Annotated in this window: 13 protein-coding genes and 2 pseudogenes; 7 read left to right on the top strand and 8 right to left on the bottom strand. The window is 72.4% G+C overall.

Annotated features, from left to right (window positions below; translation table 11 throughout):
* The 3 genes from B1205_RS14150 to B1205_RS14160 form a co-directional block, all read left to right on the top strand.
* A partial coding sequence (locus tag B1205_RS14150) for a glycosyltransferase family 4 protein (RefSeq protein ID WP_254909940.1) occupies positions 1 to 819 on the top strand: 819 nt, incomplete at its 5' end.
* Positions 820 to 895: 76 nt separating this feature from the next.
* The gene (locus tag B1205_RS33420; protein ID WP_089156044.1) at positions 896 to 3,520 is read left to right on the top strand and encodes a serine/threonine protein kinase; all 2,625 of its coding nucleotides are present in this window, start codon (positions 896 to 898) and stop codon (positions 3,518 to 3,520) included.
* An 81-nt stretch (positions 3,521 to 3,601) separates the two neighbouring features.
* Complete coding sequence (locus B1205_RS14160) at positions 3,602 to 4,411, top strand: metal-dependent hydrolase (protein WP_089156045.1); 810 nt, start codon at positions 3,602 to 3,604, stop codon at positions 4,409 to 4,411.
* A 261-nt stretch (positions 4,412 to 4,672) separates the two neighbouring features.
* Here the strand turns inward: B1205_RS14160 and B1205_RS14165 are convergent, their stop codons facing one another.
* Positions 4,673 to 5,395, bottom strand: coding sequence for a VOC family protein (locus B1205_RS14165; protein WP_089156046.1), 723 nt, complete (start codon positions 5,393 to 5,395; stop codon positions 4,673 to 4,675).
* Between the two features lie 157 nt (positions 5,396 to 5,552).
* The gene (locus B1205_RS14170; protein ID WP_176308596.1) at positions 5,553 to 6,437 is read right to left on the bottom strand and encodes an aminoglycoside phosphotransferase family protein; all 885 of its coding nucleotides are present in this window, start codon (positions 6,435 to 6,437) and stop codon (positions 5,553 to 5,555) included.
* A 333-nt stretch (positions 6,438 to 6,770) separates the two neighbouring features.
* On the opposite strand from B1205_RS14170, the gene B1205_RS14175 reads away from it, so the two are divergent.
* Entirely contained in the window at positions 6,771 to 7,499 is a 729-nt protein-coding gene (locus B1205_RS14175; RefSeq protein ID WP_089156048.1) for an EcsC family protein, read from the top strand.
* A gap of 113 nt (positions 7,500 to 7,612) precedes the next feature.
* On the opposite strand, the gene B1205_RS32935 is transcribed toward B1205_RS14175, so the two are convergent.
* The 6 genes and pseudogenes from B1205_RS32935 to B1205_RS14195 form a co-directional block, all read right to left on the bottom strand.
* Positions 7,613 to 7,744 (bottom strand): DUF397 domain-containing protein, encoded by a 132-nt coding sequence (locus tag B1205_RS32935; protein WP_089156049.1) that lies wholly within the window; start codon positions 7,742 to 7,744, stop codon positions 7,613 to 7,615.
* Between the two features lies 1 nt (position 7,745).
* A pseudogene (locus B1205_RS31530) lies at positions 7,746 to 7,814 on the bottom strand (hypothetical protein); the annotation flags it as partial.
* Positions 7,811 to 7,945, bottom strand: a complete 135-nt coding sequence (locus B1205_RS31535) for a hypothetical protein (protein ID WP_254909941.1) — start codon at positions 7,943 to 7,945, stop codon at positions 7,811 to 7,813. The pseudogene B1205_RS31530 and the gene B1205_RS31535, both read right to left, overlap by 4 nt.
* 128 nt (positions 7,946 to 8,073) lie before the next feature.
* Positions 8,074 to 8,184, bottom strand: a complete 111-nt coding sequence (locus B1205_RS32940; RefSeq protein WP_369597288.1) for a DUF397 domain-containing protein — start codon at positions 8,182 to 8,184, stop codon at positions 8,074 to 8,076.
* Positions 8,185 to 8,206: 22 nt separating this feature from the next.
* A pseudogene (locus B1205_RS31540) lies at positions 8,207 to 8,272 on the bottom strand (hypothetical protein); the annotation flags it as partial.
* Positions 8,272 to 9,171 carry a helix-turn-helix domain-containing protein gene (locus B1205_RS14195; RefSeq protein ID WP_089156051.1) on the bottom strand — a complete coding sequence of 300 codons (900 nt, stop codon included), beginning with the start codon at positions 9,169 to 9,171 and terminating at the stop codon, positions 8,272 to 8,274. The gene B1205_RS14195 and the pseudogene B1205_RS31540, both read right to left, overlap by 1 nt.
* 132 nt (positions 9,172 to 9,303) lie before the next feature.
* Between B1205_RS14195 and B1205_RS14200 the strand changes: the two genes are divergently transcribed.
* The 3 genes from B1205_RS14200 to B1205_RS14210 all read left to right on the top strand — a co-directional run bounded on the left by B1205_RS14200 (position 9,304) and on the right by B1205_RS14210 (position 12,452).
* Complete coding sequence (locus tag B1205_RS14200; RefSeq protein ID WP_089156052.1) at positions 9,304 to 9,636, top strand: hypothetical protein; 333 nt, start codon at positions 9,304 to 9,306, stop codon at positions 9,634 to 9,636.
* 178 nt (positions 9,637 to 9,814) lie between these two features.
* Positions 9,815 to 10,111, top strand: coding sequence for a CU044_2847 family protein (locus B1205_RS14205; RefSeq protein ID WP_140158045.1), 297 nt, complete (start codon positions 9,815 to 9,817; stop codon positions 10,109 to 10,111).
* Between the two features lie 16 nt (positions 10,112 to 10,127).
* Positions 10,128 to 12,452, top strand: a complete 2,325-nt coding sequence (locus B1205_RS14210; protein ID WP_089156054.1) for a trypsin-like peptidase domain-containing protein — start codon at positions 10,128 to 10,130, stop codon at positions 12,450 to 12,452.
* The last annotated feature ends 91 nt before the right edge of the window (positions 12,453 to 12,543 follow it).

Genomic DNA, 12,543 nt, shown 5'->3' on the forward strand with positions numbered 1-12,543 from the left:
AGCAACACCTCGGCCCGGGTCATCGCCTGCTCCGGCTACATGCGCGACCAGGTGGTGCGGCTGTTCGACGTGCCGGCCGGGCGCGTCGACGTGGTGCCCAACGGCGTCGACGACCGGGCCTGGCGGGCCCGCCCGCACGCGGTCGCCGCCGCCCGCGCCCGCTTCGCCGGGGACGGGCCGCTGATCGGGTACGCCGGCCGGCTGGTCTACGAGAAGGGCGTGCAGCACCTGGTGCACGCCGTGCCGCACCTGGCGCAGCGGCATCCCGGCCTGCGGGTGGTGATCGCCGGGGACGGCCCGTACCGGGACGAACTGGTCGACCAGGCGCGGCGGCTGCACCTCGGCGACACCGTCCGGTTCGCCGGCTTCATGGACGCCACGCAGCTCCCGGCGGTGCTCGCCGCCACCGACGCGACCGTGATCCCCAGCCTCTACGAGCCGTTCGGCATGATCGCGCTGGAGGCGGCGGCGGCCGGCGCTCCGCTCGCGGTGGCGCACACCGGCGGGTTGGCCGAGATCGTCGAGCCCGGGGTTACCGGGGTGACCTTCCCGCACGGCGACCCGGACGCGCTGGCCGGCGCCGTCGACCGGCTGCTCGACGACGAGGTGTTCGCCCGCCGGGTGGCGCGCAGGGCCCGCGCCATGGTGACCGAGCGCTACGCCTGGTCGGCCATCGCGGCCCGCACCGCCGGCAGCTACGCCGCCGCCCGCCGGGAACACCACACGTTCCAGTCCCGCCGGGCCGCCGCGCTGCTGGCCGGGGGCCGGTCCGCCGTCGCCATCCCGGAGGGGAACCTGCTGGCCGGGGCGGCAAGCTGACTCCTGCCGCTCCGACCGGATAGGTCCCGTCCGATCCGTTGGCTATTGTGGACCACGCCCAGCGGTGAGGAGTGCGGTGCGGGACGTGGTGATCGCCGGACGATACCGCCTGATCGAGCTGGTCGGACGCGGTGGGATGGGTCAGGTCTGGCGGGCTCGGGACGAGGAGCTTCAGCGCGAGGTCGCGGTGAAGCAGGTGTTGCTGCCGAACTGGCTCGCCGAGGACGAGCGGGACGAGCTGCGGGCCCGCACGCTGCGCGAGGCGCGCACGGCTGCCCAGCTCAGCCACCCCAACGTGGTCCGGGTCTACGACGTGGTCCGGGTCAACGGCGACCCGTGGCTGATCATGGAGTACGTCCCGTCCCGGTCGCTCCAGGAGATCATCGAGACGGACGGTCGGCTACCGCCCCGACGGGCCGCCGAGATCGGGCTGGCGGTGCACGCCGCGCTGCGCGCCGCCCACCGGGCCGGGGTGCTGCACCGGGACGTGAAACCCGCGAACGTGCTGCTGGCCCTGGACGGGCGGGTCCTGCTCACCGACTTCGGGCTGGCCGTGTTCGAGGGCGGCGACGGCGCGATGACCCGCCCCGGCCTGGTCCTCGGCTCCCCGCAGTACGTCGCGCCGGAACGCGCCGCCGAGGGGGTCTCCAGCGCCGAGGCGGACCTGTGGTCGCTGGGCGCCACCCTGCACGCCGCCGTGGAGGGCCGCTCGCCGTACGCCCGCAGCACCGCGATGGCGACGCTGGCCGCGCTGGCCAGTCAACCGCCGGACCCGGCACCCCACGCCGGCCCGCTGGCGCCGGTGCTGGTCGGGCTGCTGCGCCGCAACCCACGTAACCGCCTCGGCCACGACGACACCGCCCGACTGCTCACCAGCGCCGCCGCCGAGCCACCGGCCGCCGCCGAGCCGCCCGCCGCCGGGCCGGGCCGGACGGCGACGGTCGCGACGGAGCGGCCCGGCGCGACCGCCCCGCCGATCCCCCGGTCCGGACCGGCCGTTCCGCCGCTGTCCGGCTCCAGCCTCACCGTGCCGCCGATCCCCCGGTCCGGGCCCGCCGTTCCGCCGCTGGCCGGCTCCAGCATCGCCGTCCCGCCGATCCCCCGCTCCGGACCCGCCGTCGCGTCCACCGGCGACTCCGAACGCACGGGCCCGCCCACCGGCGCAGCCGGACGCCCCATGCCGCCCGTCAACGCGACGGGCCGCGCCGTTGCGCCCACCAGCGCGACCGGACGTGCGACTCCACCCACGAGCGGGGCCGGCGTCGTACCGCCAGCGACGAGCGAAACCGGACGCGCCGCCGCGCCGACGAGCGGGGCCGGACGCGCCGATCCGCTGGTGGAGGGCTTTGGCGGAAGACCGGGGCACCCGACCGGCGGCATGCCGGGCCGGCCCGGGACGACCGACCCGGAGGGCTGGGACGACACGGCGACACCGGACCGGCCGACCGTCGGCTATCCGGACCTGATGCCACCGGCCGCCGCCGCCCGTGCCTGGAACCGGGCGGCGCGGCGCAGCGAGTGGGCGCGACCGACCGAGGACGACGCGGCGTCGCCGGCCGGCTCGACCGCGGAGCGCCGCACCGACGAGCCGGACCGGCCGGATGACCACGGCACCGGCCGGGACGTTCCCGACCGGCCGGTCGGCGGGCTGGGTCCCACGGTCCTGACCAGCTTCGTGAACCCGGGCAGCCCGGTCGGCCCCGAGGGGCCCGCCACCCGGGCCGACGCCGTCAGCCCCGTGCACACCCCCGCAGCCAGCGGCGCCCGCACGACGGGCCCGTCCCCCGTCACCACCGGTCCGGTCGACAGCGGCGCCCTCGGCGGCGACGGGACGGGAAGCGGCGCGCTCCACGGCGGTCGCGCGGCGGACGGCGCGGCCCTCGGCGTACCCGTGTCGGGCGGCGGCGTCCGGGCCGCCCACGGCGCGGGCGGCGGGGGGACCGGCCACGGCCGCCCGACGGGCGACGCGCTGGGCGGCGACGACGACCGGTTCCGGATGACGCCCCGACGCTGGGGCCTCGCCGCGGGCGCCGCGGTGCTGGCGGTGGTGACCGGCGTCGGCACCGCCCTCGCCGTCGACGGGGACGGTTCACCGAGCGACGACCGGCACGACGACCCGGTCGGCCAGCCCTGGGACCGACCGCCCGGCGCGCCCGGTGGTCCGGGCGGGCCGCCACCCCCGCCGTTCCCCTGCATCCGACCCGACGTGGCGGGCACGCCGGTGCAGAAGGGACCGCCGCCGGCCGACCCGGCGGTGACCGTGCCCGCCGGCTGGGTCTGGCCGGCCGACACGGGCGGGTTCCACATCGCCCTGCCCGCCGGGTGGCTCCAGCTCCGTTCCGGCGACACCACCTGCTTCCAGGACCCGGCCACCCGGCGCATCCTCGGCGTCGAGCCCTACCCGGGCGGGGACCCGGTGGGCCGGCTCCGCTCGGCCGAGCGGGACCTGACCTCCGCCGGCCGGTTGCCGCAATACCAGAAGGTACGGCTCGCCGCCGACGGTGACGGCGCGGAGTGGGAGTGCCGCTGGACCGCGCCGTTCGGCGAACGCATGCACGCGTTGCGGGTGCTGCCCGGCGAGGAGGCCGGGTGGACGCTCGGCCTGAGCACCACCGATGCCGACTGGGCCGCCGCCGAGGAGCAGTTCACCCTGATCCGGGACAGCATCCGCCCGATCCGGCCCACCCGCACGGCGGGATGACCCGGCGCGCGTCGGACCGTCGCACCGACTGACTACAGTGGCGTAGTTTGTCGATCAAGATCTTGGGGAGGGCGAGCCGAGATGATGGGACCGTCCCACGCGCTGTCCGGCGCGGCGGTATGGCTGACCGGCTCCTGGGCGCTGGACCAGTTCGCCGATTACCACCAGACGCCGTTGGCGCTGGCGGTGGGCACGGCGGTCTGCGCGGGCGGGGCGCTCTTTCCCGACCTGGACCTCTCCGGCAAGGTCACCCGCAACCAGGGTGGCGCGACCGTGGCGCGGACCTTCGGCGTGTTCAGCCTCTTCGTCGCCGAGGTGGTGGAGAAGATCTCGCTCGGCGTCTACTACGCCACCAAGCTCAGCAAGGACCCGCGTCGCAACAACGGGCACCGCACGCTGACCCACACCGTCCCGTTCACCGCGCTGGTCGGGTGGGGCACCACCGCGCTCTGCGCCCACTACGGCAAGTGGGCGGTGGTCAGCATCCTGTTCTTCATGATCGGGCTGGCGCTACGCGGGCTCTTCGACGAGTGGGCCGAGCGGGCCGGCTGGGTGGTCATCACGCTGGTGTCGGCCGCCGCAGCCTGGTTCACGTTCGCCAACCTGCCCGGCGACCGCGGCTATCCGATGATCGGTCTCGCGGTTGGCGTGGGCTGCTTCGTGCACATCCTCGGCGACATGATCACCCGGGCCGGCGTGCCGATCCTCTGGCCCATCCCGATCAAACGGCGGATGTGGACGATGATCGGCCTGCCCAACAAGATCGCGCTGCGCACCGGCAGCAAGGCCGAGACCGTCGTGCTGCGGACGGTGCTGACCGTGGTGGCGGCGCTCGCCGCGCTGGGGCTGGTCGCGCCCTCGGTGCTGCAACGCTTCGACATCCAGGTGTGACGGGGCCGGCACCCGTTCGGCGTGCCGCTCGGGGCTGGGCCGGAGTTTCCGGCAGGCCGCCTGCAAACCTGAAGGCGTGGATGGCTCACGTCGCGTGCCGGCCTCAACCCCACCCCTTGATCAACACCACTACGCCGAAGTGGCGGCCTCCGGCTCCTTGATCGACACCATTTCGCTGAAGTGGCGGCATCACGGGCTCTCCGACCCCGCCANGCTCAGCCGGGGGCCGAACCATGCCGCGTCCGCAGGGGCGCGGCACCGTCACCGGGGCGTCAGCACACAGAACTCGGTGCCGTCGGGGTCCGCGAGCACCACGTCATCGACGGTGTGCCGGCCCGCGCCGACCCGGGTGGCGCCGAGCGCCACCAGCCGGTCGATCTCGGCCTCCCGGTCCGCGCCGGCCGGTGGGGCAAGGTCCAGGTGTACGCGGTCCCGGCCGTGCCGGGGCATCAACGGCGGGCCACTCCAGGTGATCTTCGCGCCGCCGCGCGGGGACTGGATCGCGGTCTCCTCGTCCTGGTCCCAGACCAGCGGCCAGCCCAACGCGTCCCGCCAGAAGTAGCCGGCCGCCTGCGTACCGTCGCAGTTGACGGCGCCGACGAGCCCGCAGCCGGCGAGGAACCTGTTGCCCGCCTCGATGACGCAGAACTCGTTGCCCTCCGGATCGGCGAGCACCACATGCCCCTCGTCGCCCCGCTGCCCGATGTCGACGTGCCGGCCGCCCTCCCCGAGCGCCCGGTCCACCGTCTTCCGCTGGTCCTCCGGTGCGGCGCTGGTCAGGTCGAAGTGCACCCGGTTCTGCCCGACCTTCGGCGCGTCGGTCGGGAGGAACCGGATGCGGAAGCCCGGGTCGCCGTCGGGCCGGAGCGAGACCCCCTCGTACGGGTCGTCGACGACCTCCCGGCCGAGCAGTTCCGCCCAGAAGCGCGCGAGCCGCAGCGGCTCCCCCGCGTCGACGCTGATCGCGTAGAGGTGGCTCGTCATCGTGGCGCTTCCTCCGATCCGCCGTCCGAGGTGGTCCGGCTGCTCGCCGAGGGTAGGGCGGAGCGGTCGTGCGCGCAGCCGAATTTGCCCGGGTGACCGGCCGGCGACCGCTGGGCGCGCCGGGAGCAGTCACGCCGCTCGCGGGCGGGACCGCAGGTCAGTCGTGGCGGTGACGCACGATGTGGTCGAGGTGCCGCATCGTGTCCTCGCGGTCGGCCGCGCTGATCGAGTCCCACAGGTCCGCCAGCCAGTAGAGGGAGCCCGACAGCATCCAGGCCCACCCACGTACCCAGGTCGCCTCGTCGAATCCGAGCGCTTCCCGGTAGGCGGCCCGTGCGCGGGCATCGAACAGACTCCAGCCCGGCCGCACCTCGACCGCCGGATCGCCGCGGCCGAGGCCGCCGAAGTCAATCACTCCGGTGAGCCTGCCGCGGTCGACCAACAGGTTCCCTTGCAGGAGGTCACCGTGCAGCCACACCGGGGGTCCGGGCCACTCGTCCGCCGCCATCGCCTCGTCCCACGCTGCGGTCACCGCCCGCCCGTCGATCCGGTTGCCCAGCGCCGTGATCGACCGGCGGGTCAACTCATCCCGCTGCGCCAGGGGTACGCCGCGCTGAATCCCGTTCTTGACCGGGCCGCCCATCGGGTCGATCGCGATCATCGCGCGCACGAAGCCGGCGAGGTCGACGGCGATGTCGGCGAGGTCCTGCCCGGCGTCCGGATTGTGCCCGTCCAGCCACGGGACGACCGTCCACGGCCACGGATAGTCCCCGCCCGGCCGGCCGACCGCGACCGGCACCGGTACCGACACCGGAAGATGCGGCGCCAGTCGCGGCAGCCAGTTCACGTCAGTCGCCACCTGGTCGACCGCCCACCGCGCCCGTGGTAACCGTGCCGTCAGGCAATCACCCAACCGGAACAGCGCGTTGTCAGTGCCGGTCAACGGCTGCGGAACGATCGGCAGGTCCGACCATTCGGGGAACTGCTGTTCGATCAGGGTGCGTACCTGCTCGACAGCGACGACGATCTCTCCAGGGCGCACCGCGCAACCGTAGGACCCACCCGACGTCCTGTCGATCGAGTTCGGACCGCGACGAACCATCCGCGCCCGACCGGTCATGTGCGGCGTCCGGTCTCCCCCTGCTGGTGGCGGGCAGGTCAGGAGCGTAGGCCGAAAACGCCGTCGTTCTCAGCCGAATATCGACGGCCCGCCCATTCGATCGGGCCAATCGATGCAGTCGACTTCCCGACTGCACGTCCGCTATCAACGGCTTTGCGAACCAACGCCTCTCGGACCGGTCGTTCCGATGTGGAGTGTCGTCTAATCTCCACGTCTGCGGCACGACCGCACCCCGGCTGTCGAGAAGGAAAGACGATGGACGCGAACGAGCCCGAGACGGGCGAACACGGTGAGGGTTCCTCCAACGCGGTGGTCCGCTTCTTCCAGAACACCACCGTGAAGGTCATCCGAGACGGGGTCGGCCCGATAACCGGGTCGGTTGCCTACGCGGATGCCCGCCTCAGCAAGGCCATCGCGGCGGACGGCGGCCCGGTTGTCGGCCCCGACGACGGGCCCCTGCGTGACCAGGCGACCGAGGCGGCGATCGAGCGGGTGATCGACCGGCTCATCGTCGAGGCGGTGGGCACGGCCTCGACGAACGGGTTCGTCACCGGCCTGGGCGGTTTCGTGACCATGCCCGTGACGCTTCCCGCGAACATCGCCGGGTCACTGGTGATCAACGCGCGACTCGTCGGCTCGATCGCCTACCTGCGGGGCTACGACATCTCGGACCCGCACGTCCAGACCTTCATCACGCTCACGACCGCCGGCGGGACGCTGGCGACCACGCTGCACGGGGTGGGCGTCAAGGTCGGCACGAAGGTGACCGCGCAACTGATCAAAGCGATCCCCATCGCCGTCATCCGGAAGATCAACGAACGGGTCGGCTTCATGCTCCTCGCCAAGTACGGGACGCAGCGCTCGGCCATCACCCTGGCCAAGGGCATCCCGCTCGCGGGGGGCCTTGTCGGAGCCGGGGTGGACGCGGCCCTCACCGCCCTGGTCGGCCGCGCGGCCAAGGCCAACTTCCCGGCATCCATCTGACCCGGGACCACCCGGGGCGTCGATCCGCCACGGCGGGAGCTTCGGCCGGGATCTGCTCCGGCCGTCAAGGCCGCTGGTCGGGGCGATCCGGGTCAGCGCGAGGTGGCCGGCTGTCAGCTCGTCGTGTCGGCCTTGAGGCCGGTCACAAAGGTGGCCCAGGATCGGCCGTCGAAGGCGAGCGTCGGGCCGGTGCGGTCCTTGGTGTCNGACGTCCACCGCGCCACCGACGAACCGCACCTCGACACAGTTGGCGTTGTCTGAACTGCGGGAGGACTTGAACCAGCCCTGCCCGGGGAGGCGGTGCGACGAGGTCACGTCATCTCCTTGGCGATCCGGCGGATCAGGTCGAGCGAGTCGTCCGAGCCTAACGCGCGTTCCCGCGCCTCGGCGAACGTCACCTGGTAGTCGGTGACGGATGGACTGGTCGATGGACTTTGCCTATGCAAGGCGCACCCTCATCGAGGTCACGAGTACGGGACTGACCACAGCCACATTCACCGTGTTGAAGGGCAACCGGGTCAAGGAGAGCGAACTGTCCGACGCCCGGTTGCAAATACCACCGAGCGACGCCGGCTTACTGGCCCGACTCGGCCTTGAGGCCGGTCAGGAAGTTGGCCCAGGATCGGCCGTCGAAGGCGAGCGTCGGGCCGGTGCGGTCCTTGGTGTCNAACGTCCACCGCGCCACCGACGAACCGCACCTCGACGCAGGCAGCGTTATCCGAACTCCGGGAGGACTTGAACCAGCCACGATCGGGGGTGGGACGGGCGGCCATCACGTCATCTCCTTGGCGATCCGCCGGATCAGCACCAGCGACTCCGCCGAGCTTAGCGCCCGCTCCCGCGCCTCGGCGAAGGTCACGACGTAGTCCGCGACCCGGCTGGACTGGTCGATGATGTCGCTGGACGTCAGCACCTCCTGCCAGACGAGATCGGGCAGCCAGGGCGACGGAAACGACAGGACCTGAAACGGACCGCCGAGTGCGGGATGCGCTCCGGCGGCGAACGGCATCACCCGGATCTCGAACTGCTCCGGGCGCTCGGTCAGCAGTCGATCGAGGTGGTCGAGCTGGGCGCGCATCACCTCCGGGCCGCCCACCTGCTGCCGCAGCGCGCCCTCACTGATCACGGCGGTCAGCCGCAACGGGTGGTCGCCGTCGAGCCGCTGCTGCCGCGCCATCCGCACAGCGACCCGCCGGTCCATCTCAGTCAACCGGACGTAGGTGTTGCCGCCCCGGATGACCGCGCGCGCGTACTCCTCGGTCTGCAACAGGCCGTGCAACAGCTCGTTGTGGTAGCTACGGACGTGCTCGGCGCCGGCCTCGTACCCCAGAAAGCGGAGGAAGTCGGCCGGGAAGAGCTGCGAATACTGGTGCCACCAGGCCCGCCGCATGGCCGCGACCCGCAACTCCTCTAGCTCGGTGGCGTCGGAGGGGTCAAGCTCATAGACCTTGACAAGCTGTGCCAGCCGGTCGCCCGGCAGCTTCACCCGCCCGGCTTCGACCCCCGAGATGTACGCCTGCGTGATGCCGCTGGCCCGACCCGCCGCGACCGCCGTCATCCCCACTTCTTCACGGCGCTCACGCAGCCGTAGTCCAAGCTCCCACGCCTGCACGGTGGGCGAGGTGAGTGGCGGTGTCGACCTGCGCGACGCGCTTGAAGTCTTCGATGTCATCTCTACTCCTGCTGTCCATCGTCAGCGATCCCTTCAGGACCATACGCGACACCAACACGAACTTACATCCTCTTGATATAAACGGCGACTTGCGCGATCCTGCGGGGAGGATCCGGCTATCAAGGAGGGGCCATGCTCGATGAGGTCAGGTGGATCGATCCGGAGCCGCCGGTGCGGCACGCCTTCTCGCTCTGTCGCGTGGTCGACGCCGGGACGGTCGACGAGTGGTACGACCTGCTCGGAGTCATCCGCGTGCCGGTCGACCGACGTACCCCGGACAAGCTGCGCGACCAGTTGCGGCCGTGGGCGTTGGCCACGCTGAAGGCCGGCGGGTACGGCTTCGGACGCTACTTCGCGGGCTACTCCACGCTGGACGAGGACGACGAACCGGACAAGGCGATCTCACACGAGGACATCAACTGGTCCGGCAGCGGCGTCCTGGTCCCGGCCGACCAGCGGACGTGAGGGTGGGCTCACCGCTGTCGTTGTTCTGACCCCGGCTGGTGCGGAAGTTGCGCCCCGGGTGCGGCCGAATGAGACTGCTCGTGCCGCGCTGCCACGTAGGGCAGCGGGATGGCTACGTGCCGGTCCGGCGGGGCGGAAGGGGCTGCGGGTGCAGGCAGGGCAGGGGCGAGTGGGGCAGGTGGCACGGGTCGAGGCCGGCGGGACGGAGTTCTTCGTCAAGCTCGCCGAAGGCGGTGGCCCGCAGACCGTCACCCTGGACCGGGCGATGTCCTTCGACGGTGTCCGGGACACCGTGGAAGCTGTCGCCGCCGAGCTGGGGCAGGTGTGGGAACGGGTCAAGCCGTCCGAAGCGAGCGTCGAGTTCGGACTGGCGTTGACCGCCAAGGCCGGCAAGCTGACCGGTCTGCTCGTCGAAGCCGACGGTCAGGCGAGCCTCACGGTCACCCTCACCTGGAAGCGACCCGAGTCGACCTGAGACCTGGGGCGGGCGGATGCGCACACGAGTCGACTCACGGCAACTACGCCGCCACGTCGTACGCATCGAGCAGGCGGACGGTCGGGCGGTGCTGGGGACCGGCTTCTTTGTCGCTCCCGGCTGGGTGCTCACCGCGGCGCACGTCGTCTACGACGCCGCCGAGCAGGTGACCCTCGGCGGCGTGGTGGTGGTGCCCGCCGATCCGGGTGTCGGCGTCGAACCGGTGGTTGCGGACGTGCTGGCCCGATCGGCGCCGCCGGTCGACACGGCGTTGTGGCCGTACCCGGACCTGGCGCTGCTACGCCTGCGTCACACGACGGCGTGGGTCGAGACTCATCCGTGTGTGTGGCTGGCCGGGGCCGAGCCGCTGTCCGGGCCGTGTCACGCGTTCGGATTCCCACCCCGGGAGGAGGGTGGGGTGCCGGTGGGGGCACCGGCCTCGTTCGTGTTCGAAGGCGTCACCGGTGACGAGTTCTTCCAGTTGAAGGCCGGTCAGGCCGCGCCGGGGTTGTCGGGGGCGCCGTTGGTGTGTCCGGCGCGCAGGGCGGTGGTGGGGGTGGTCACCGCCACCCGTGACCGCTACAGCGACCTCGGCGGCTGGGCCGCGCCGGTCGCCGCCCTGTTGTCGGGCGGGCCGGGTGTGCCCGACGACCTGACCGCGTACGGCGAGCAGATCGCCGCGGCGGGAGCTGCGGCGGTGCTGGCCGACCGAGCCGGCTGGCATGCCGTCCTACCGGTCGACGGGGCCAACGACCTGGTCGAACAGCCCTGGACCGATGCGCAGGTGCAGCCCGGTACGGGCCAGCCCTCGACGATGCTGCGGCCCGAGTTCGCCGTGGTCGACTACCTGTTCCGGGACGGAATCCTGGCGACCGTCGACGAGTGGTGCGACCGGCCGGAGCGATTGTCGATGCGCTACATCGACGCCGGTGGCGGCACCGGCAAGACCCGCTTCGCGGTCGAGGCGTGCCGGGCGCAACGGGCACGCGGCTGGGTGGCGGGGCTGCTGCCTGCCGACGACACCGGCGTCGACCGGTTGCCCGTGCCCCGGTTACTCGTCGTGGACTACGTCGAGGAACGCGACGCGGTGGCGTTGGCCGCCCGGCTCGCCGCCTTGACCCGGTCGGCGTCCCCGCTGGCCCCGGTACGCCTGCTGCTGCTCGGCCGTCCCTCCGCCACGGCGCTGGCCGGGCAGGCGTTGGCACCGTTGGCCGAGGCCGCTACCGGTGCCACGCTCAGCGCGTTGGACAGCGCGGTGGACACCTCCACTGCGGTGGCCGACCTGACCGACCCGCAGCGGAACACGCTGTTCACCGCCGGGCTGACCGCGTTCGGCCGCGCCTGGAACGGTCCGGGTTGGGCTGCTCCGCCGGTCGAGGTGGACCTGTCCGACCCCCGCTACAGCCGTCCGCTGGATGTGCTGCTGGAGGCGTTCGACGCGGCACTGTCCGGGCCGGATTGGCGATCCGGGGAGCAGCCGCCGGTGGATCGCGCGCTCGACCACGAAGCGCGGCGCTGGTATCGCCGCGTGCCCGACCTCGACCGGCCGACGGTGCGTCTGTGCGTGGCCCTGTCCACCCTCGCGGGAGCCCGCGACGACGCCGAAGCCGGAGCCTTGCTGGACCTGGTGGCCGACGCTGCCGCTGCGCCCGTACGCCATCGGGTCGATCGATGGCTGCGCGACCTGTACGACGGGCCGGACCGATGGAATCCGCTGCGCCCCGACCGTCTCGGCGAAGCCCTCGTGGCTAGAGTCCTGGGCGAACACGACGACCATGGTCTGACGCTCCTGAACCGGTTGCTGGCCATGCGCTCCGACGCGCAGGTCGAACGGGTCCTCGACGTGCTGATCCGGCTGGCCGGCACCCCGGCCGTCGCCGATGTCGCCGCGGTCGCTCTCGCCGGCAGCTACCCCGCCCTGGTGCGGCGCTGCGCTGGCCGCACCAGGGCAATCGATCAAAGCTCGCCCGCCGTCGACCAACCCTCGGGGGTGCGGGTCAGCCTCCTCGACAGCCTGTGCCGCGCCCACACCGCGCTGCTGACCGCCGGCCACGTCGCCGATCTGCCTATTACTGTTCAGGCTGACCTGAGCGCTGCCGGCGACACGCTCGGCATGCTCGCCCGCGATCACGGCCGCTCGACCGACGCCCGCAGCATCTTCACCACCTGCCTGGCTGTCGATCACCGCAGGTACGACCTGGAACCGGACAACCCCGGCTGCGCCCTTAACCTGTCGATCTCCTACAACAAGTTGGGTGACCTGGCCCGCGACAGTGGGCAGAGCNACCAGCGCCGAGCCCAACAACACCAGCTACGCCCGCAACCTGTCGATCTCCTATGAACGGCTGGGTGACCTGGCCCGCGACAGTGGGCAGAGTGAGACGGCCCGGCAGCTCTACCAACAGTCGTCGACCATCGCCGAACGGTTGGCC

Source organism: Micromonospora sp. NBS 11-29, from assembly GCF_002140155.1.
GTDB lineage: Bacteria > Actinomycetota > Actinomycetes > Mycobacteriales > Micromonosporaceae > Micromonospora.